General features: G+C 38.5%; 10 protein-coding genes, 12 tRNA genes, 3 rRNA genes and 1 riboswitch. All 25 genes read right to left on the bottom strand.

Annotation, left to right across the window (positions count from 1 at the left end):
• Nucleotides 1–37: 37 nt before the first annotated feature.
• A complete protein-coding gene (locus tag PTA89_RS01125) occupies nucleotides 38–2,524 on the bottom strand; it encodes an ATP-dependent Clp protease ATP-binding subunit (protein ID WP_201897352.1) in 2,487 nt (828 codons plus the stop codon).
• 21 nt (nucleotides 2,525–2,545) lie between these two features.
• Complete coding sequence (locus tag PTA89_RS01120) at nucleotides 2,546–3,013, bottom strand: CtsR family transcriptional regulator (RefSeq protein WP_003701965.1); 468 nt, start codon at nucleotides 3,011–3,013, stop codon at nucleotides 2,546–2,548.
• Between the two features lie 191 nt (nucleotides 3,014–3,204).
• Nucleotides 3,205–3,278 (bottom strand) — tRNA-Pro (locus tag PTA89_RS01115).
• A gap of 36 nt (nucleotides 3,279–3,314) precedes the next feature.
• On the bottom strand, nucleotides 3,315–4,259 hold the full coding sequence (locus PTA89_RS01110) for a dihydroorotate dehydrogenase (protein WP_324177264.1): 945 nt from the start codon (nucleotides 4,257–4,259) through the stop codon (nucleotides 3,315–3,317).
• 18 nt (nucleotides 4,260–4,277) lie between these two features.
• Nucleotides 4,278–7,463, bottom strand: coding sequence for a carbamoyl-phosphate synthase large subunit (gene carB, locus PTA89_RS01105; protein ID WP_268857694.1), 3,186 nt, complete (start codon nucleotides 7,461–7,463; stop codon nucleotides 4,278–4,280).
• A complete protein-coding gene (locus PTA89_RS01100) occupies nucleotides 7,456–8,544 on the bottom strand; it encodes a carbamoyl phosphate synthase small subunit (RefSeq protein ID WP_003709212.1) in 1,089 nt (362 codons plus the stop codon). Before PTA89_RS01100 ends, carB begins: the two co-directional genes overlap by 8 nt.
• Nucleotides 8,544–9,833, bottom strand: coding sequence for a dihydroorotase (locus PTA89_RS01095; protein WP_003699711.1), 1,290 nt, complete (start codon nucleotides 9,831–9,833; stop codon nucleotides 8,544–8,546). The genes PTA89_RS01100 and PTA89_RS01095 overlap by 1 nt, the downstream gene beginning before the upstream one ends.
• Complete coding sequence (locus PTA89_RS01090; RefSeq protein WP_087367019.1) at nucleotides 9,833–10,783, bottom strand: aspartate carbamoyltransferase catalytic subunit; 951 nt, start codon at nucleotides 10,781–10,783, stop codon at nucleotides 9,833–9,835. The genes PTA89_RS01095 and PTA89_RS01090 overlap by 1 nt, the downstream gene beginning before the upstream one ends.
• Nucleotides 10,784–11,185: 402 nt before the next feature.
• Nucleotides 11,186–11,259, bottom strand: a tRNA-Pro gene (locus PTA89_RS01085).
• 4 nt (nucleotides 11,260–11,263) lie between these two features.
• Nucleotides 11,264–11,337: transfer RNA gene (locus PTA89_RS01080), tRNA-Arg, on the bottom strand.
• 47 nt (nucleotides 11,338–11,384) lie between these two features.
• Nucleotides 11,385–11,458, bottom strand: a tRNA-Arg gene (locus tag PTA89_RS01075).
• An 8-nt stretch (nucleotides 11,459–11,466) separates the two neighbouring features.
• Nucleotides 11,467–11,552, bottom strand: a tRNA-Leu gene (locus tag PTA89_RS01070).
• Between the two features lie 9 nt (nucleotides 11,553–11,561).
• Nucleotides 11,562–11,633 (bottom strand) — tRNA-Gly (locus PTA89_RS01065).
• A gap of 4 nt (nucleotides 11,634–11,637) precedes the next feature.
• A tRNA-Thr gene (locus PTA89_RS01060) sits at nucleotides 11,638–11,710 on the bottom strand.
• An 8-nt stretch (nucleotides 11,711–11,718) separates the two neighbouring features.
• Nucleotides 11,719–11,804, bottom strand: a tRNA-Leu gene (locus tag PTA89_RS01055).
• A gap of 15 nt (nucleotides 11,805–11,819) precedes the next feature.
• A tRNA-Lys gene (locus PTA89_RS01050) sits at nucleotides 11,820–11,892 on the bottom strand.
• A 3-nt stretch (nucleotides 11,893–11,895) separates the two neighbouring features.
• A tRNA-Val gene (locus PTA89_RS01045) sits at nucleotides 11,896–11,968 on the bottom strand.
• A 5-nt stretch (nucleotides 11,969–11,973) separates the two neighbouring features.
• A 5S ribosomal RNA gene (gene rrf / locus PTA89_RS01040) occupies nucleotides 11,974–12,090 on the bottom strand.
• 76 nt (nucleotides 12,091–12,166) lie between these two features.
• Nucleotides 12,167–15,082, bottom strand: a 23S ribosomal RNA gene (locus tag PTA89_RS01035).
• Between the two features lie 158 nt (nucleotides 15,083–15,240).
• A tRNA-Ala gene (locus PTA89_RS01030) sits at nucleotides 15,241–15,313 on the bottom strand.
• Nucleotides 15,314–15,344: 31 nt separating this feature from the next.
• Nucleotides 15,345–15,419, bottom strand: a tRNA-Ile gene (locus PTA89_RS01025).
• An 85-nt stretch (nucleotides 15,420–15,504) separates the two neighbouring features.
• Nucleotides 15,505–17,066, bottom strand: a 16S ribosomal RNA gene (locus PTA89_RS01020).
• The 16S, 23S and 5S rRNA genes sit together here with 11 tRNA genes alongside, the layout of an rRNA operon.
• A 501-nt stretch (nucleotides 17,067–17,567) precedes the next feature.
• Nucleotides 17,568–18,845, bottom strand: a complete 1,278-nt coding sequence (gene serS, locus PTA89_RS01015) for a serine--tRNA ligase (protein WP_003700886.1) — start codon at nucleotides 18,843–18,845, stop codon at nucleotides 17,568–17,570.
• A 293-nt stretch (nucleotides 18,846–19,138) separates the two neighbouring features.
• Nucleotides 19,139–20,590: an amino acid permease gene (locus PTA89_RS01010; RefSeq protein WP_003704926.1), complete on the bottom strand. Its 1,452-nt coding sequence runs from the start codon at nucleotides 20,588–20,590 to the stop codon at nucleotides 19,139–19,141.
• A gap of 111 nt (nucleotides 20,591–20,701) precedes the next feature.
• A riboswitch (Lysine riboswitch) is annotated at nucleotides 20,702–20,886 on the bottom strand.
• 47 nt (nucleotides 20,887–20,933) lie between these two features.
• Nucleotides 20,934–21,650, bottom strand: coding sequence for an acetolactate decarboxylase (gene budA / locus PTA89_RS01005; protein WP_003709207.1), 717 nt, complete (start codon nucleotides 21,648–21,650; stop codon nucleotides 20,934–20,936).
• Nucleotide 21,651 lies beyond the last annotated feature (1 nt).

The following is a 21,651-nucleotide window of genomic DNA, read 5'->3' as shown; positions in this document are numbered from 1 at the left end:
ATGGATATTCAGTATTTGTCAATACTAAATATAACTATTAACTATTTATTTTTTCTGCAGCTACTGGATTCTTAACTTTTATCGTTATTTCACCTTTTTTAGCACCTATTGTTACTGTTGCTCCAGTTTCGATATTACCTGCTAATAATTCTTCACTTAGTAAGTCCTCTATCTTATCTTGAAGGACACGTCTAATAGGACGAGCACCATATTCAGCATCAAATCCAGCTTCTGCAACTATATCTATTGCTGCAGGGGTAATTTTCAGATTAATATTTTGCTCTTTAATCCTATCTATAATATTCTTAGCCATCAATTTAACAATTTGATGAATTTCTTCTTTATTAAGCGAATGGAATACAACAGTTTCGTCAAGACGATTCAAGAATTCTGGTCTAAAAGTCTTCTTCAATGTTTCTCTAACTTTTGCTGCCATTGCTTCATAATCATCGCTGACATCTTTTGCACCAAAACCTACTGATTTTTCATCGCGTAAGGCTGTAGCACCTAAGTTAGATGTCATAATGATAATTGTATTTCTGAAGTCTACCTTTCTACCTTTAGAATCAGTTAAAAATCCATCATCTAATACTTGTAACAAGATATTGAAAACATCATTATGAGCTTTTTCAACTTCATCTAATAATACTACTGAATAAGGATTATTTCTAACCTTTTCAGTTAATTGTCCGCCTTCATCATATCCTACGTATCCAGGAGGAGATCCAATTAAACGACTAGTTGTGTATTTCTCCATATATTCACTCATATCAATTCTAATCATTGAATCCTCTGAGCCAAACATAGCTTCTGCTAAAGCTTTAGCTAATTCAGTTTTACCTACACCTGTAGGACCTAAGAACATAAATGAGCCAATTGGTCTTGTAGGATCCTTCAAACCACTTCTTGCTCTTCTTATCGCTTTACTTACTGCTTTAACAGCTTCATCTTGTCCTATAACTCGATTATGCAATATCTTTTCTAATCTAATTAGTCGGTCTCCTTCAGAACGATTAATTTGAGTTACTGGAACACCAGTCCATTCAGAAACAACTTCTGCAATATCTTCAGCCGTAACTTTTACACGATAGTTATTGCTATCCTCTTCATCTTTGTCACGTTGGATTTGCTTTTCAAGCCTTTCTTGAATCTTTAATTCTTCATTTCTGATTTCTGCAGCTTTTTCAAAATCTTCTTTTAACAACGCTTCTGTCTTCTCTTGGGAAAGCTCTGATAATTTCTTCTTTATTGCAGAAACTTTGTCCACTTTTTGTGCATTATTAATTCTTACTCTAGCAGCAGCCTCATCCATTAAATCAATTGCCTTGTCAGGTAAAAATCTTGAAGCAATATATCTTTTACTTAACTTAACTGCACTCTCTAATGCCTCATCTGTAATTTGAAGTTGATGATGTTTTTCATATTTAGGACGTAATCCTTTTAGAATTGTCAACGCTACTTCTGGGGTTGGCTCATTGATTGTCACACTAGCAAAGCGTCTTTCCAAAGCTGCATCAGCTTCAACATATTTTTGATATTCATTTAAAGTTGTTGCACCTATTACTTGTACTTCACCACGCGCTAATGCTGGTTTTAAAATATTGGAAGCATCTATCGCGCCTTCAGCACCACCCGCGCCTATTAGAGTATGCATTTCATCAATGAATAAAATAACATTGCCATCTTCACGAATTTCTTCAATAATCTTCTTTAATCGATCTTCAAATTCACCACGATATTTTGTTCCAGCAACCAAAGATCCCATATCAAGCATCATTACACGCTTATTCTTCAAATTATCAGGAACTTCACCATTTACAATCTTTTGTGAAAATCCTTCTGCAACAGCTGTTTTACCTACACCTGGTTCTCCCAAAAGAACTGGATTATTCTTTGTCCTTCTACTTAAAATTTGAACAACACGCTTAATTTCATTATCTCTACCAACTACTGGATCAATTTGATCTTTACGCACCATTTCTGTCAAATCACGTGCTAATTCATCTAACGTAGGTGTACCATTATCCTGTTTCTTTTCTGATAACGCTAATTTCTTACGTGTTCTATTAGCTGTTGTTGCATCTACACCCATTGTACGATAGGTAATATTTTTCACCTTACGTAAATCAATATTCAGAGCTGCTAGAATACGTGAAGAAATAGTTTTATCATCTTCTAATAGTGCTAACAAAATATGTTCTGTTCCTACCTTTTCAACATTAAAAAGTTTAGCATGTTCTCTAGCACGCTCTAATACATAACGAGTCCTTGGGGAATATGGTAAATAAGTATCAGCGCCTCTACGTTGTAAATTACCGTATCCTACGATATGTTCAATTTCTTCTCGCACATCTACTTCAGTTACTACAAAACTTTGTAATACTTTAGCAGCTACGCCATTTTTCTCCATTGTTAGTGCTAAAAGTAAATGCTCTGTTCCTATTGCTTGATGCTTGAAGTAATTAGCTTGTTGTTGTGCAAGAACTAATACTTGTTTAGCACTCGGTGTATACCTTTCTTCCATAGCCATAACCATTACTCCCTTCTATTCTTCGCATCTCAATTGATTTAAGATACTTACCAAAATCCTTGCGCGAATCATATTTTCCATTTCAGCAGTCGGCAAATCCAAAGCTTGTCGGCTAATAGCAGCTAAGACATAATTTGCTTCTTTTCTAGAAAAGACGCCATCCTCGTATAAACTACTAATTAATTGGTAAGCCTGGTTTTCTGTAATTTCAGTGCCAATTGCAGAAATCAAATCATCTAAAACAGACTGATTCTCTGCCAAATCTACTTTTACAATCCGAATATAGCCGCCACCGCCACGTTTACTTTTAACAACATAGCCATTTTTCAAAGTAAAACGAGTTTTTATTACATAATTAATTTGTGATGGAACACAGTCAAATTGCTGTGCAATCTCAGACCGCTTTATTTCAATTCTTCTTGAATCAGCCAATATATCTTTCAAATATTGTTCAATAATATCTGAAATGTTACGGTTCTGCATAATTCTCCATCCTCTCTTGTAGGTTTGACCTACATTGACTTTTAGTCTATTATAAATGAATTTCGGCAACAAATGCAAAAATTTAGTATCTATTAACAATCAAAAAACTCTCTTTAAAGTAGTGCAAGAATTTTTTAATCCCTACTCTACTCAAAGAGAGTTTAACAATATTGTGTTTTTTTAGAATCCTATCGGAAAAACAAGATTCGAACTTGCGACCCCATCGTCCCGAACGATGTGCTCTACCAAGCTGAGCTATTTTCCGAGTACAGATTCCATTATATTACTTTATTTTTACTTATTAAAGCTTGAACGCTCCACGTTTTTTCACATTTAAACGTAATTCCTCAAGGCTTTCAATTCCCAATTCTTCCATTCTCTTTGGAAGTTCTTCAATCAAATGTGGACAAATCATAGAATCATGGAAATGTGCAGTTCCAACAGCAACAGCTGAAGCACCAGCCATATACATCTCTAAGACATCATCTACTGTTTCTACCCCGCCCATCCCAATAATTGGCAAATCAGTATTTTGAGCGACTTGATAGATCATTCTAATCGCAATTGCTTTTACAGCTTTCCCAGATAAACCACCCATAATGTTACCAAGTACTGGTTTACCTGACGCTACATCTATGTGCATTCCTAAAACTGTATTAATCATGCTTATTCCATCTGCTCCACCACGCTCCACAGCTTTAGCAATAGCCACTATATCTGTTACATTAGGTGAGAGTTTTACATAAACAGGAACTGTTGAAACTTCCTTAACTTTCTTTGTTAATCTTTCAGCAACTTCTGGAACAGTTCCAAATGCCATACCACCTTCATGAACATTAGGACAAGATATATTCAACTCTAATGCATTAACCATTCCTGATTGTGACAATTTAGTAGCTACTTCAACATAATCATCTTCTGTTGCTCCACCAACACTTCCAATTATTGGTAGTTCAGGATATTTTTCTCTTAAAGCTGGTAACTTTTCAGACACTACTACATCTACACCAGGATTAGTAAGACCAACTACATTTAAGACTCCATCTTCAATTACTGAAATTTTAGGATCAGGATTCCCGGTTCTAGCTTCTGGAGTAGTAGTTTTTATAACCAATGCTCCTAATGTATCCAAAGAATATTTATTAGCACTTGGAACATCGCCGAAGCCAAAAGTCCCACTAGCAGGCATGATAGGATTTTTTAATTCTAGTCCAGGCAATGATACTGCCAATTTTTTTGTTTCCATGATAAATTCCTCCATTAATTAAAGTGAGTTAGTAGCAAATGAACGATTTTCAAGTGCTTTTAATAATGCATCTGCTGTATTTAATGATGTTAGCAATGCAATATTATGCTCGATAGCTAATTGACGGATTACAAATCCATCCGATGCTACTTCTTGATCATGACTCATAGTATTGATTACTAAATCAACACCATCATTAACGATCAAATCATGTAATGAAGTTTCATTACCAGTATCTTTACCTAACTTATCTACAGTTTGTACAAACAAACCATTTTCACGTAAAAATTGACTTGTTCCTTCAGTTGCGAACATACGATAACCTATCTTACTAAATCTCTTAGCAAGTGGTAATACAGCATCCTTATCTTTATCTTCAATTGTTAATAGTACATTTCCATTATCTGGTAATTCCATCTTAGCACCTGTAAATGCTTTATACAGTGCTTTTTCAAAGGTGTAGTCACTACCCATAACTTCACCTGTAGACTTCATTTCAGGTCCTAAGAAGCTATCAACATCTGCTAACTTACTAAATGAGAATACTGGTGCTTTAACATGTACCATATCACTTTCACGATATAAACCACTTTGATATCCTTGTTCTGCTAATGATTCTCCTAGAATTACTCTTGTTGCAACTTGTGCCATTTCAATTCCAGTAATCTTACTTAAGAATGGTACAGTTCGACTAGCACGAGGATTTACTTCTAACACATATGCTTCATTGTTATGGATAATAAATTGAATATTCATAATACCAACACACTTTAATGCGACAGCTAACTTTTCAGTTGCATCCACAATTTGTTGCTTTATATTTTCATCAAAACTTTGAGGTGGATAAACAGCCATAGAGTCTCCGCTGTGAACGCCAGCATGTTCAATATGTTCCATAATACCTGGAAGTAATACGTCTTTACCATCACAAATCGCATCTACTTCACATTCTAGACCTGACAAGTAAGCATCTACGAGAATTGGGTGATCAATTTCTGCAGGAGCATTTTGTGCTAAATAATCTAATAACTCTTGTTCATTATTAACAATTTCCATAGCACGACCACCTAAAACATAACTTGGACGAACTAATACTGGATAGCCAATTTCTTCTGCACAAGCAATAACTTGTTCTTGAGTAGTTGCTGTTTTACCAATTGGTTGTTTCAATCCTAAATTCTTAATTGTTTGGTCAAATAGTTCTCTATCTTCAGCTCTATCTAGATCTTCAACTGTTGTACCTAAAATCTTTACACCATGTGCTTTTAATCCAGCGGCTAAGTTAATCGCTGTTTGCCCACCAAATTGTACAATTACTCCCATTGGTTGTTCTAAATCAATCACATTTAAAACATCTTCAAGTGTTAAAGGTTCGAAATACAATTTATCAGAAATCGAGAAATCCGTTGATACTGTTTCAGGATTAGAATTCATTACAATTGCTTCATATCCTAATTTTTGGATAGCCTTAACACTGTGTACAGTTGCATAGTCAAATTCTACACCTTGGCCAATTCTAATAGGACCTGAACCTATTACAAGCACTGATTTTTTATCAGATTTTTTACTTTCATTTTCTAAATCATATGAGCTATAGAAATAAGGTGTACTTGAATCAAATTCTGCTGCACAAGTATCTACCATCTTGTAAACAGGTAGCAATTTATGTTCTTTACGTAAATTTCTTACTTCATCTTCTGTAGTGCCCCATAACTTAGCAATTGTATAATCACTATATCCGTAACGTTTTGCATGTTTTAAAACGTCTAAATCTTCTTTATTTTGAGAAAGTTTACTTTCTAACTCTACAATTTGCTTTACAATATCTAAGTAATACAAATTAATCTTGGTTAATTCGTGTACTTCTTCAATTGTGTAACCTCTACGAAATGCTTCTGCTATATAAAATAGTCTGTCATCTTGTGCGTGGAATAATTTTTCTTCTACTTCATCATCAGTTGCAGATTGTGCTTTAGCAGAAATTAAATCTTTTTCGTCAATTTCTAATGAGCGAACTGCTTTTTGTAAAGCTTCTTGAGCACTACGTCCAATAGCCATTACTTCACCAGTTGCCTTCATTTGAGTACCTAAACGACGATTTGCACGAGTAAATTTATCAAATGGCCAACGTGGAATCTTAGCAACAACATAGTCAAGAGCAGGTTCAAATTCAGCAAATGTTGTTCCTGTAACAGGATTTTTAATTTCATCCAGTGTCAATCCTACGGCAATCTTAGCTGCTAATTTAGCAATAGGATAACCTGTTGCTTTAGAAGCTAATGCTGATGAACGTGATACACGAGGATTTACCTCAATAACATAGTATCTATAACTATTAGGATCCAAAGCTAATTGAACATTACATCCACCTTCAATTTTCAATGCTCTTATTAATTTCAAAGAGCAATTACGCAACATTTGATATTCTCTATCTGATAAAGTTTGAGTTGGAGCAAACACGATAGAATCACCTGTATGTATACCAACTGGATCAAAGTTTTCCATTGAACATACTACCATCGCATTATTGTCAGCGTCTCTCATTACTTCAAATTCAATTTCTTTGTAACCCATAATTGATTTTTCAATCAAACATTGAGTTGCTGGTGAAAGTTCTAGACCGTTGGCTACTATTTCCTTTAATTGTTCAGGATTATCACACAATCCGCCACCAGTTCCTCCCATCGTAAATGCAGGACGAACAATAACAGGATATCCAATTTCAGCTGCAAAATCTAAAGCTTCTTGCACAGTTTCAACAGTCTTTGAGTCTGGAACTGGTTCATTTAATTCTTGCATTAAGTCCTTAAATCTTTGTCTGTCTTCAGCTTGATCAATTGCATCTAATTGCGTTCCTAGAAGCTTTATTCCTAATTCTTCTAAAATTCCAGTTTTAGCCAATGCGATTGCTAAATTCAAACCAATTTGACCACCTAAAGTAGGTAAAATTGCATCTGGAAATTCTTGACGAATGATTCGAGAAACTGATTCAACTGTTAATGGCTCAATATATACCTTGTCGGCAATTTCTGTATCTGTCATGATAGTAGCAGGATTGGAGTTTACTAAAACTACTTCATATCCTTCTTCACGTAAAGCCAAACAAGCTTGTGTTCCAGAATAATCAAATTCTGCTGCTTGACCGATAATAATTGGACCTGAACCAATCACCATTATTTTGTGGACATCTGTTCTTTTAGGCATTGTTTCTCTCTTCCTTTCTTTGATCAATAATTTGCATAAAATCATCAAAAATATCTATTGCATCAAGTGGTCCAGGTGCTGCATCTGGATGGAATTGCACGGAGAATGCTGGATAATACTTGTGCTTAACACCTTCTACGGTTCCGTCGTTAATTTCTGTATGTGTAACAATTAAATCTGTTCCTTCAATGGAATCTGGATCTACTGCATACCCATGATTTTGTGAGGTAAACATTATCTTACCTGTAGCAATTTCTTTTACTGGATGGTTAAAGCCTCTATGACCAAATTTCATCTTAAATGTTTTAGCTCCATTTGCTAATGACAAGATTTGGTGACCCAGGCAGATACCAAACACTGGCAATTTCCCCTCAATTTCTTTGACCATTTCAACTGCATTTTCCATCATAATTGGATCACCAGGTCCATTAGATAGTAATACTCCATCTGGCTTAAGTCTTAAAATATCTTTAGCTGTGGCCGTATAAGGTAAAACAATTGTGTTACAATCACGTGCAGCCAACTCACGTAAAATACTATGCTTAACCCCATAGTCTACTAAAACAACGTTTCGCTTATTACCAGGATTTGGATATGCTTTACTTGTAGACACTTCAGCTACCATTTGACTGGTTATTTCTGTATTATGTAATCTTTGTTTTGCTTCCTCAATGTCAACTTCAGCATCAACTAACATACCTTTCATTGTTCCGTGTGAACGTAAGAGTTTGGTTAATGCACGTGTGTCAATACCACTAATTCCTGGAATATTCATTTCTTCTAAAAATTCTGGAAAACTTTCTTGTTTGCGCCAATTAGTTGAAACTCTAGCAACCTCACGACAAACAACACCCTGACAATTTGGTTCCAAGGATTCAAAATCATCTAAGTTCACCCCATAGTTACCAATTAATGGGTTAGTGAAAACTAAAATCTGATTGGCATATGACTGATCAGTAACAGCTTCTTGATATCCTGTCATACCGGTAGTAAAAACTACTTCACCAAAAGAAGTTCTTTTTGCTCCAAATCCTTCACCTTCAAAAACAGAGCCATCATCTAAAATCAAATAGCGTTTCATTACTTTTCCTCCTTTTGGTATACTTTTTGCCCATCTACCATAGTTAAAACTGTTTGACCATACACTTTTTCGCCTGTAAAAGGTGTATTTATTCCCTTAGATAAATAATCTTCCTCTTTTATGACATATTCTTTATTTAAATCAAAGATTGCTAAGTCTGCACTCTTTCCTGGTAATAATTCTCCGGCATCTTCCATTCCAAATTTTTCAGCAGGATTAATACTCATCCATTGTAATAATTGTTCCAGTGTGAAGATTCCTGTTTTGACAAATTTGGTATACAACATTGCAAATGCTGTTTCACTACCAGTAATACCAAATGATGCCTCTCGCATATCACCAGTTTTTTCGTCAATGCTATGTGGAGCATGATCTGTAGCAATCATATCAATTGTTCCGTCTAACAAACCATCAATTAAAGCTTGTCTATCTTCTACACCTCTTAATGGTGGATTCATCTTATAATAAGGATCATTTCCAGGAATATCGACATCTGCTAGTAGTAAATGATGTGGCGATACTTCACATGTTACATTTATTTTATGTTGTTTGGCCAATCTAACTAATTCAACACTTTCTTTAGTAGACACATGACATACATGGTAATGAACTCCAGTCTCTTTGGCTAAAAGTAAGTCACGAGCAATTTGTGAAGATTCGCTAATGCCTAGGATACCTGGTAATCCTAATTCTTCAGCTCTCTTTCCTGCATTCATAACACCACCGAATAATAATGAATTATCTTCCACATGTGCTACAATCGCCATATTTAAAGCAGCTGCTGATTTCATTGCTTGATACATTGTTCCTGCAGTTTGAACACCAGATCCATCATTACTAAAAGCAAATGCACCAGCTTTTTTCATTCCATCAAAATCAACTAATTCCTCACTTTTTAGACCATGAGTTATCGAACCGTATTGTTTAACTTTAACAACACCATCTTCTTGATTACGGGAACACATTTTCTCTACCAATTCGGGTGTATCAGGTACTGGATCAAGATTAGGCATTGCACAAACTGTAGTATATCCACCATGTGCAGCTGCTAAACTTCCAGTATGAATAGTTTCTTTATATGTAAATCCTGGATCTCTATAATGAACATGAACATCAACTAACCCTGGTGCAACTAGTTTATTAGTTGCGTCAATTTCTACTAAATTTTCTTTTACTACATCTGATAAATTCTTACCAATTGCCTTAATTTTCCCATCTTCAATTAAGACATCAGCTTGATAAATTCTTCCAGCTTGGTAAAGATTTCCATTTTTAATTAATGTTGCCATTATTCTAGTCCCCCTAACTTTCGACCTCTCATTACAGCTTCAATCATTGCCATACGCATAAATACACCATTTTTCATTTGTGTTACGTATCTTGACTTAGGTGCTTCAACTAATTCATCTGCCCATTCTACACCACGGTTTACAGGACCTGGATGCATAATAATTGCATCCTTCTTTAATTTATTGTAACGCTTTTCATCAAGTCCATACAATTTATGGTACTCAGTTTCTGAAAATAATTTTTCATTTTTATCACCGTCATGACGTTCATGTTGAACTCTTAATAACATCACAACATCCATATTTTCAATTAATTCATCTAGTGGTGCATATTCCCCATATTTATCAAATTCTGAACTATACCAATATTCAGGTCCTGAGAAGTATACTTTTGCACCTAATCTAGTTAGTAATTGCATATTACTTCTCGCTACTCTTGAATTCTTTAAATCTCCAACAATCACAACTTTTAATCCTTTAAAAGCTCCAAACTGTTCGTGAATAGTCATAATATCTAACATGCATTGTGATGGATGTTGTCCACTTCCATCACCACCATTTATAATTCCCATGTTTAAATGTTGATCGGGATTTAAATTAATCAATTTTTCGTAATAATTATTTTCTGAATGTCTAATAACGGATAAATCTACTCCAAGAGCCCCAAGTGTTAATAATGTATCATATAAAGTTTCTCCTTTATTTACAGAAGAATGACCTGGATCAAAAGGAATAACTGTTAATCCTAATTTTCTTTCTGCCATTTCAAAACTTGTATGTGTTCTAGTTGAATTTTCGAAGAATAAATTAGCAACATATACTTCTTTGTTCAAATGAGGAGCTTCCCCACCATTCTTAAAATATTCTGCTCTTTTAATTAATTTTTCAACATCTTCATTTTCTAAATTTTCAACTGAAACGAAATTATTTAGACTTAATAATTTATCCATCTTTTTTCTCCTTAACAAAAAATACCCCGGAAATAATCATTTCCGGGGTAAAAGTTTATACGACATCCATTTGTATACAGTTATATCGCATCTTATAAAACCTTTTTGCACTCTCTGGAAACAATTAAATGGTTTATTATACAATAACCTATAAAAAAACACTTAGTTTAGAATTGTCCAAACTAAGTGTAGGTATAAATAGAAGATCACAGTAATTAACTATGCTTCAATCAGTATACTTTATCCGAGCTCTTAAAAAAGACGCTTCCTTCTTAGCCTCTCTGGACTATTCTTAAAGGTTTATTGCTGTAACTAAGGATACTTTAAAACAAAGTTAATGTCAAGATAAAAAATGAGAGATTCTTCGATCTCTCATTTTAGCTATATCAGAAATTAAAAAAATCGGGAAGACAGGATTCGAACCTGCGACCCCCTGGTCCCAAACCAGGTGCTCTACCAAACTGAGCTACTTCCCGATAATGCATCCAGCAGGAGTCGAACCTGCAACCTTCTGATTCGTAGTCAGACACTCTATCCAGTTGCGCTATGGATGCAAAAACTATACAAAATAAAAAAACTGAAATATATTCAGTTAACGCAATGCACCCAGCAGGAGTCGAACCTGCAACCTTCTGATTCGTAGTCAGACACTCTATCCAGTTGCGCTATGGGTGCATTAATAATGCCGAGGACCGGAATCGAACCGGTACGGTGATCACTCACCGCAGGATTTTAAGTCCTGTGCGTCTGCCAGTTCCGCCACCCCGGCAAAATTAAAAGCGGAAGACGGGATTCGAACCCGCGACCCCCACCATGGCAAGGTGGTGTTCTACCACTGAACTACTTCCGCATTATGCCGACTAGAGGATTCGAACCTCCGACCCCCTGTTTACAAGACAGATGCTCTGCCAGCTGAGCTAAGTCGGCTTCATAAATGGTGCGGGTGAAGGGACTTGAACCCCCACGTCATAAAGACACTAGAACCTAAATCTAGCGCGTCTGCCAGTTCCGCCACACCCGCAAAAAAGGCAATAAATGAGTCGTGACAGGCTCGAACTGTCGACCCTCTGATTAAAAGTCAGATGCTCTACCGACTGAGCTAACGACTCATATGGAGGATACAGGGTTCGAACCTGTGACCCCCTGCTTGTAAGGCAGATGCTCTCCCAGCTGAGCTAATCCTCCATATCGCACGGCGACTTCCTACCCTCGCAAGAGGCGTTCCTCTAACTACTCTCGGCGTTACGAAGCTTAACTTCTGTGTTCGGAATGGGAACAGGTGTATCCTTCGTGCCATCATCACCGCACTATTTACTTGAGATTTTATTCTCTCAAAACTAGATATCATTTATCTCTTTCACCGAAAACTCACGTTTTCTTTACTTGGTTAAGTCCTCGATCGATTAGTAATGGTCCGCTCCATGCCTCGCAGCACTTCCACTTCCATCCTATCTACCTGATCATCTTTCAGGGATCTTACTTACTTACGTAATGGGAAATCTTATCTCGAGGTGAGTTTCGCACTTAGATGCTTTCAGCGTTTATCTCATCCATACTTAGCTACCCAGCGATGCTCCTGGCGGAACAACTGGTACACCAGCGGTATGTCCATCCCGGTCCTCTCGTACTAAGGACAGATCCTCTCAAATTTCCTACGCCCGCGACGGATAGGGACCGAACTGTCTCACGACGTTCTGAACCCAGCTCGCGTACCGCTTTAATGGGCGAACAGCCCAACCCTTGGGACCGACTACAGCCCCAGGATGCGATGAGCCGACATCGAGGTGCCAAACCTCCCCGTCGATGTGAACTCTTGGGGGAGATAAGCCTGTTATCCCCAGGGTAGCTTTTATCCGTTGAGCGATGGCCCTTCCATACGGAACCACCGGATCACTAAGCCCGACTTTCGTCCCTGCTCGACTTGTAGGTCTCGCAGTCAAGCTCCTTTATGCCTTTACACTCTGCGAATGATTTCCAACCATTCTGAAGGAACCTTTGGGCGCCTCCGTTACCTTTTAGGAGGCGACCGCCCCAGTCAAACTGCCCACCTGACACTGTCTCCCGCCGTGATTGCCGGCGAGGGTTAGAGTGTTCATACAACGAGGGTAGTATCCCACCAATGCCTCCATCGAAACTAGCGTTCCGACTTCTACGGCTCCTACCTATCCTGTACAAGTTGTACAAACACCCAATATCAAGCTACAGTAAAGCTCCATGGGGTCTTTCCGTCCTGTCGCGGGTAACCCGCATCTTCACGGGTATTATAATTTCACCGAGTCTCTCGTTGAGACAGTGCCCAGATCGTTACGCCTTTCGTGCGGGTCGGAACTTACCCGACAAGGAATTTCGCTACCTTAGGACCGTTATAGTTACGGCCGCCGTTTACTGGGGCTTCAATTCTGAGCTTCGCTTACGCTAACCCATCCTCTTAACCTTCCAGCACCGGGCAGGCGTCAGCCCCTATACTTCATCTTACGATTTTGCAGAAACCTGTGTTTTTGATAAACAGTCGCCTGGGCCTATTCACTGCGGCTGAGCTTGCGCTCAGCACCCCTTCTCCCGAAGTTACGGGGTCATTTTGCCGAGTTCCTTAACGAGAGTTCTCTCGCTCACCTTAGGCTACTCGCCTCGACTACCTGTGTCGGTTTGCGGTACGGGTGATTAAACTCTAACTAGAAGCTTTTCTTGGCAGTGTGACGTCTCTCACTTCGCTACTAAATTTCGCTCCTCATCACAACTTGTCCTTAAGTAGATAAGCATTTGACTCATCTACAGACTTGTTGCTTGAACGTACATATCCAACAGTACGCATCGATAGCCTCCTGCGTCCCTCCATTGTTCAAACAAGTTTAACCAGTACAGGAATCTCAACCTGTTATCCATCGCCTACGCCTCTCGGCCTCGGCTTAGGTCCCGACTAACCCTGGGAGGACGAGCCTTCCCCAGGAAACCTTAGTCATACGGTGGACCAGATTCTCACTGATCTTTCGCTACTCATACCGGCATTCTCACTTCTAAGCACTCCACCAGTCCTTACGGTCTAGCTTCGCCGTCCTTAGAACGCTCTCCTACCATGTACCCTAAGGTACATCCACGATTTCGGTAATGTGTTTAGCCCCGTTACATTTTCGGCGCAGGATCACTCGACTAGTGAGCTATTACGCACTCTTTAAATGGTGGCTGCTTCTAAGCCAACATCCTAGTTGTCTATGCAATTCCACATCCTTTTCCACTTAACACATATTTTGGGACCTTAATCGGTGGTCTGGGCTGTTTCCCTTTCGACTACGGATCTTATCACTCGCAGTCTGACTCCCGGATATAAATCTGTGGCATTCGGAGTTTATCTGAATTCAGTAACCCAAGACGGGCCCCTAGTCCAAACAGTGCTCTACCTCCACGATTCTTAACTCCGAGGCTAGCCCTAAAGCTATTTCGGAGAGAACCAGCTATCTCCAAGTTCGTTTGGAATTTCACCTCTACCCACACCTCATCCCAGCATTTTTCAACATACACGGGTTCGGTCCTCCAGTGCGTTTTACCGCACCTTCAACCTGGACATGGGTAGGTCACCTGGTTTCGGGTCTACGTCAACGTACTATCTCGCCCTATTCAGACTCGCTTTCGCTACGGCTCCGGACTTTCCTCCTTAACCTCGCACGCTAACGTAACTCGCCGGTTCATTCTACAAAAGGCACGCCATCACTCATTAACGAGCTCTGACTACTTGTAGGCATATGGTTTCAGGAACTATTTCACTCCCCTCCCGGGGTGCTTTTCACCTTTCCCTCACGGTACTGGTTCACTATCGGTCACTAGGTAGTATTTAGCCTTGGGAGATGGTCCTCCCGGATTCCGACGGAGTTTCACGTGTTCCGCCGTACTCAGGATCCTGAACTGAGGAAACGAAGTTTCGCTTACGAGGCTATCACTCTCTTTGGCTAATCTTCCCAGATTATTCAACTACTTCATTTCTTGGTAACTCAAATGTTCAGTCCTACAACCCTAAGAAGCAAGCTTCTTAGTTTGGGCTCTTCCCGGTTCGCTCGCCGCTACTGAGGGAATCGAATTTCTTTCTCTTCCTGTGGGTACTTAGATGTTTCAGTTCCCCACGTCTACCTTCAACTAAGCTATGAATTCACTTAGTGATAACAGGCGGTAAAACCTGTTAGGTTTCCCCATTCGGAAATCTCCGGATCATAGTTTACTTACAACTCCCCGAAGCATATCGCAGTTAGTCACGTCCTTCATCGGCTCCTAGTGCCAAGGCATCCACCATACGCCCTTAATAACTTAACCTAATATTATCTAACGATAATAGGTTATGAGTTTAGCGATTAAGAACTATAATTCTTGTTTTAAACTCTTTAAAACGCGGTGTTCTCGGTTTATTTTTAAGAAATAAATCAATATCTAGTTTTCAAAGAACAAAATCATTTGATAACTTTCGTTATCAATGGAGCCTAGCGGGATCGAACCGCTGACCTCCTGCGTGCAAAGCAGGCGCTCTCCCAGCTGAGCTAAGGCCCCATAAGAAAATTATGAAATTTTCATAAAAGAATGGGCCTAAATGGACTCGAACCATCGACCTCACGCTTATCAGGCGTGCGCTCTAAACCAGCTGAGCTATAGGCCCATAAGCCATTCTTTAACAGAGAGTAAATCTCTGGAAACTAAACAAAGTATTCGATAAATGTACAGGTTCCGTAATTATTCCTTAGAAAGGAGGTGATCCAGCCGCAGGTTCTCCTACGGCTACCTTGTTACGACTTCACCCCAATCATCTGTCCCACCTTAGACGGCTGGCTCCTTGCGGTTACCCCACCGGCTTTGGGTGTTACAAACTCTCATGGTGTGACGGGCGGTGTGTACAAGGCCCGGGAACGTATTCACCGCGACATGCTGATTCGCGATTACTAGCGATTCCGACTTCATGTAGGCGAGTTGCAGCCTACAATCCGAACTGAGAACGGCTTTAAGAGATTAGCTAAACCTCGCGGTCTCGCGACTCGTTGTACCGTCCATTGTAGCACGTGTGTAGCCCAGGTCATAAGGGGCATGATGACTTGACGTCGTCCCCACCTTCCTCCGGTTTGTCACCGGCGGTCTCGCCAGAGTGCCCAACTTAATGCTGGCAACTGACAACAAGGGTTGCGCTCGTTGCGGGACTTAACCCAACATCTCACGACACGAGCTGACGACAGCCATGCACCACCTGTCACTTTGTCCCCGAAGGGAAAACCTAATCTCTTAGGTGGTCAAAGGATGTCAAGACCTGGTAAGGTTCTTCGCGTTGCTTCGAATTAAACCACATGCTCCACCGCTTGTGCGGGCCCCCGTCAATTCCTTTGAGTTTCAACCTTGCGGTCGTACTCCCCAGGCGGAATGCTTATTGCGTTAGCTGCGGCACTGAAGGGCGGAAACCCTCCAACACCTAGCATTCATCGTTTACGGCGTGGACTACCAGGGTATCTAATCCTGTTTGCTACCCACGCTTTCGAACCTCAGCGTCAGTTACAGACCAGAGAGCCGCTTTCGCCACTGGTGTTCTTCCATATATCTACGCATTTCACCGCTACACATGGAGTTCCACTCTCCTCTTCTGCACTCAAGTCTTCCAGTTTCCAATGCACTACTCCGGTTAAGCCGAAGGCTTTCACATCAGACTTAAAAGACCGCCTGCGTTCCCTTTACGCCCAATAAATCCGGACAACGCTTGCCACCTACGTATTACCGCGGCTGCTGGCACGTAGTTAGCCGTGACTTGCTGGTTAGATACCGTCATCGAATGAACAGTTACTCTCACTCGTGTTCTTCTCTAACAACAGAGTTTTACGATCCGAAGACCTTCTTCACTCACGCGGCGTTGCTCCATCAGACTTGCGTCCATTGTGGAAGATTCCCTACTGCTGCCTCCCGTAGGAGTTTGGGCCGTGTCTCAGTCCCAATGTGGCCGATCAACCTCTCAGTTCGGCTACGTATCATCACCTTGGTAGGCCGTTACCCCACCAACTAGTTAATACGCCGCGGGTCCATCTAAAAGCGATAGCAGAACCATCTTTCATCCAAGGATCATGCGATCCTTAGAGATATACGGTATTAGCACCTGTTTCCAAGTGTTATCCCCTTCTTTTAGGCAGGTTACCCACGTGTTACTCACCCGTCCGCCACTCAACTTCTTACGATGAATGCAAGCATTCGGTGTAAGAAAGTTTCGTTCGACTTGCATGTATTAGGCACGCCGCCAGCGTTCGTCCTGAGCCAGGATCAAACTCTCATTTTAAAGTTTGTGACTCATTATTTTTTACTAGCGAATTGACTTCGCAAATGTTTTTGCTTCTTTATAGAAGCCCTGCACATTTGTTTCATCGAAACTTTGTTTAGTTTTCAAAGATCTACTCATCAGCTATCAACAACTGACAACTTTTATATCATATCAAGTCGTCATATATTTGTCAACAACTTTTTTAATTTATTTTTTACTGACTATTTTGACATCAGCTTTATCATCATATCAAAGCCTCCGTTATTTGTCAACAAAAAATTATTTTTTATTTGCCGTCATCTCAACGACAAGTAATATAATACCAAGTACCATCACCTTCGTCAACGTTTTTTTTATAAAAAAATAAATTTTCGTTTATGTATTAATATGACTACTTTTCTCTCTATTTCGTTCGTTTTTTATTTCTATTATAAATTTTTATAACACATAATATTCGTCAATTTTATTCACCTAAAAAGAGAGATGGCTAATAATTAACCATCTCCCTTTTAAATATTATTATTTTTCTTTCTTGATAACTTCTAAACCTTGCATATATGGACGTAATGCTTCTGGAATTGTTACTGATCCATCTTCATTTTGGTAGTTTTCTAAAATAGCAGCTACAGTTCTACCTACAGCTAAACCAGAGCCATTTAATGTATGAACATATTGTAGTTTACCATTTTCATCACGATATTGAATTCTTGCTCTTCTAGCTTGGAAATCTTCACAATTAGAACAGCTTGAAATTTCTCTATAAGTATCTTGTGCTGGCATCCATACTTCTAAGTCATGTGTCATAGCTGCACTGAATCCCATATCTCCAGTAGATAGAGTAATTACATGATATGGTAATCCTAGTTTTTCCATAATGTTACCAGCATTTTTTGTCATTTTTTCCAATTCATTATATGAATCTTCTGGCTTAGTATATTTAACCATTTCAACTTTATTAAATTGGTGCATACGTATCAAGCCACGAGTATCTCGACCTGCACTTCCTGCTTCAGAGCGGAAGGATGGTGATAAAGCTGTAAAGTAAACTGGTAAGTCTTCTGTTGGGATTACTTCTTCACGATAATAGTTAGTTAAAGGTACTTCAGCTGTTGGAATTAAAGTCATATCTTCCCCATTAACTTGGTATACTTGATCCTTAAATTTAGGGAATTGGCCAGTTCCATACATTGATTTAGCTTTAACAATATATGGAGGAATTACTTCTGTATAACCTTCTTTAGCATGTTCATCTAACATAAAGTTATAAACCGCACGTTCAAGCTTTGCTCCTAATCCTTTGTAGAAAACAAATCTTGCCCCAGAAACTTTAGCTGCGCGATCGAAATCTAAAATTCCTAGGTCTTCACCAATATCCCAGTGTGCTTTAGGTTCAAAATCAAATTTACGTGGTGTACCTACTTTATAAAGTTCAACATTTGAATCTTCATCTGGTCCTACTGGAATAGTAGGATTTGGTAAGTTAGGCAAGTGAGCAGCCATAGATTTTACATTTTCTTCTACTTTAGCTAGTTTTTCATCAAGTTCTTTGATCTTAGTACCAACTTTGCGCATTGCTTGAATTTGTTCACTAGCATCTTCTTTATTTCGTTTTGCTTGAGCAATAGCTTCAGAAACTTCATTACGTTCTTTCTTTAAATTTTCAGTTTCAACAAGTAACTCTCTACGTTTCTTGTCTTCAGCTACTAATTCATCAATTTCTTCTGGTTTTACGCCTCTTGTTCCCAAGCGACGTTTATATTCTTCTGTATTTAATCGAATATCTTTAATATCTAGCATCTTTGTGTCCTCCAAATTTTTTTAACATCTTGACGTAAAAAAAGCCCTCTCGTCCCCAAAATTGGGACGAAAGGACTTCTTCTTACGCGGTACCACCCAAGTTCGACAGTAAATAACCATCACACTCAATGATTTAACGATCTCCCGTGCAGCATTACCTGCCCATACAACGAACGCTGGAGTTTCGGCTCATAGTTTTCACCAACCACTATGTCTCTTTACTGCCTACTTATGGCGAACTCCGATGTTTAACTTACCTACATGTTAAAACATTGAATTATAAAATTCAAGTATTATTTTTCTACTTTATGAGGTGTTAAATCAACTTCATCCAGTGGTATTACTTTAGTTTTATATTTTATCTTATAGTAGCAGTATAAAATCAAGAATAACGGTACAGACATGTAAGTAACACTTATAGCTTGCCAATCAAGATTAGCAAATGATTTCAAATCTTGGCCTACAATTACTAAGATACATAATACTAATGCTAAAAGTGGACCGAATGGGAACCACTTAGCATGGTAACGTAATTCGCTAAGTTCATGACCTTGTTTTTTAAATGCCCTACGGAAACGATAGTGAGAAATGGCTATACCTACCCATGCTATAAAACCTGTTAAACCACTAGCACTTACCAAGAATGTGTAAATCTTATCACCAAAAATACTTGATAAAAATGTTAGTAACGCAACAAATGTAGTTCCTAATAAAGCTGGCATTGGTATCCCACGATTATTAACGAGTGAGAATACTCTAGGTGCATCTTTAGTCAAGCTCAAAGAAAATAGCATTCTTGTGGAAGCGTACATTCCTGAATTTGCTGCTGAAATAACAGAAGTTAAAATAACAGCATTCATCACAGCGGCAGCAGAAGCCAATCCTGCACGTTTAAAGACCAAAGTAAATGGACTAATAGCAATATCAGTAGCTTCTGATCCCAATAAATTAGGACTTGTGTAAGGAATCAAACAAGCTATAACAAAAATAGCTAGAATATAGAATAATAAGATTCTCCAAAATACTTGCTTGATAGCCTTAGGAATACTTTTTTCTGGAGTTGCAGATTCACCAGCTGTAATACCTATCAATTCTGTTCCTTGGAAAGAAAATCCAGCAACTACGAATACACTTAAGACTGCCGGTATACCACCAACAAAAGGAGCCTTTTTATAAGTGAAGTTTTCTAAATATGTTGCATGACCCCCAATAATTCCAATAATTGTTAATAAACCTACAATCAAAAAGACAATAACTGTTATAACCTTGATCAAAGCCAACCAATATTCTGTTTCACCAAAAGATTTTACAGACAAGGCATTAATAGCAAAAATTACTAATAATACAATCAAACTGAAAACCCAACTAGGAATATTAGGGAACCAATAACGTAACACTATTGCACTTGTAGAAACGTCAACCGCAACAGTAATAGCCCAGTTAAACCAGTAATTCCATCCCATCGCAAATCCTAAAGCAGGATCAACAAATCTTCCTGCGTATGTTGCAAAAGAACCTGTGACTGGCAAATATGTTGCCATTTCACCTAAAGAAGTCATTAAGAAGTACACCATCAATCCAATTGCTATATAAGCAACCAAAGCTCCACCAGGTCCTGCTGTAGAGATAGCAGAACCACTTGCAACAAACAAACCTGTTCCGATACTACCACCAAGGGCAATCATAGAAACATGACGAGTTTTCAAGGATCTTTTAATTTCTCCTTGATTACTATTTTCAGACATTACGTCTTCCTCCAAACTTTTTATTCTCAGAGGTCTAGATAATAAAAGAGCACACACCTGACTAAAGAGGTATGTGCTCTATCTATCAAATATCATAATCTATAATAAAAAGCATTCGATAGCGCTCCGTAGTCAACTATTAAACTACGACAGTTCCTGACTTGTTGAGCCAGGCCCCAGCAAAATATTGAAAAAGCAATATCTTACTTCGGCAGTTTTTCCTTTCAACATTTTTCATTGCTGCTTTTTCAGCTCCAAATATTTACTGATAAAAACTGCGACCTCTGTTCGACGCTTTTTATTATACAGAAAACAATTTAAATTGCAAGAAATAATTAATTATCTACTTTTCAGCAGATGATATTGATGCACGTAAACTATCAATATCAAATTCTTCTTTCATAAAATCTTCGTTTTCAACTGGAAAATGTGTTTCTACACTTTCAAACACTTGCAAATAAACCTTTGCTTCTTTTATCTTGTAATCCAACAGATGTCCACCCAAATTATGTGCATCGTTTAAATAATGTAAGTGGAAACCTGCTGAAGCCATCCCATGGAATAATTCTGGAGAAAAGTATCCTACAATTGTTCCTTGCCCATCATTTTCTTCAAAAATAGCTTGCTTATCTGCCACCTCTGTCAATGTTGGATAAGGCTTCTTTTGTCCTTCAACAGCTCTTGTCTTTATATAATCAAATTTTCCCTTTACTTTTACAGCAAAGAAAACATTCTTCAAATTATACTTAGAGAAAATCATATCCTTTAATTGATCAGGAGTTGCATCAGTAACATCAAATTCTATTTCTGGATTATCAAAATGGGAATTGGCAAATGGAACCCTTACTTCATTAGCATCTAATACATTTACACTACCATCGCTACGTACAAGATATGGCACTCCATCAAGTATAATCATTTCGCCATCTAATCCTGTAGCTGTCCCTATTCCTGTATCACCATGTTCTAGTAAGGAACTTAAAGGTAATGTACCATCAAATAATCCTGGAACAAGTAAGGCTAATGTACCATGTTGAAATAACTTCTTTGTGTCTTTCATC

The sequence above is a fragment of the Ligilactobacillus salivarius genome, assembly GCF_035231985.1.
Taxonomy (GTDB): domain Bacteria; phylum Bacillota; class Bacilli; order Lactobacillales; family Lactobacillaceae; genus Ligilactobacillus; species Ligilactobacillus salivarius.
This window is presented reverse-complemented; position numbering and strand designations above follow the sequence as displayed.

What these genes read in the sequence shown, in the direction of transcription:
- budA (WP_003709207.1), bottom strand. Translation starts at nt 21,650, where the DNA reads ATGAAAGACACAAAGAAGTTATTTCAACATGGTACATTAGCCTTACTT.
- PTA89_RS01090 (WP_087367019.1), bottom strand. Translation starts at nt 10,783, where the DNA reads ATGGATAAATTATTAAGTCTAAATAATTTCGTTTCAGTTGAAAATTTA.
- serS (WP_003700886.1), bottom strand. Translation starts at nt 18,845, where the DNA reads ATGCTAGATATTAAAGATATTCGATTAAATACAGAAGAATATAAACGT.
- PTA89_RS01095 (WP_003699711.1), bottom strand. Translation starts at nt 9,833, where the DNA reads ATGGCAACATTAATTAAAAATGGAAATCTTTACCAAGCTGGAAGAATT.
- PTA89_RS01125 (WP_201897352.1), bottom strand. Translation starts at nt 2,524, where the DNA reads ATGGAAGAAAGGTATACACCGAGTGCTAAACAAGTATTAGTTCTTGCA.
- PTA89_RS01100 (WP_003709212.1), bottom strand. Translation starts at nt 8,544, where the DNA reads ATGAAACGCTATTTGATTTTAGATGATGGCTCTGTTTTTGAAGGTGAA.
- PTA89_RS01010 (WP_003704926.1), bottom strand. Translation starts at nt 20,590, where the DNA reads ATGTCTGAAAATAGTAATCAAGGAGAAATTAAAAGATCCTTGAAAACT.
- PTA89_RS01120 (WP_003701965.1), bottom strand. Translation starts at nt 3,013, where the DNA reads ATGCAGAACCGTAACATTTCAGATATTATTGAACAATATTTGAAAGAT.
- PTA89_RS01110 (WP_324177264.1), bottom strand. Translation starts at nt 4,259, where the DNA reads ATGGAAACAAAAAAATTGGCAGTATCATTGCCTGGACTAGAATTAAAA.
- carB (WP_268857694.1), bottom strand. Translation starts at nt 7,463, where the DNA reads ATGCCTAAAAGAACAGATGTCCACAAAATAATGGTGATTGGTTCAGGT.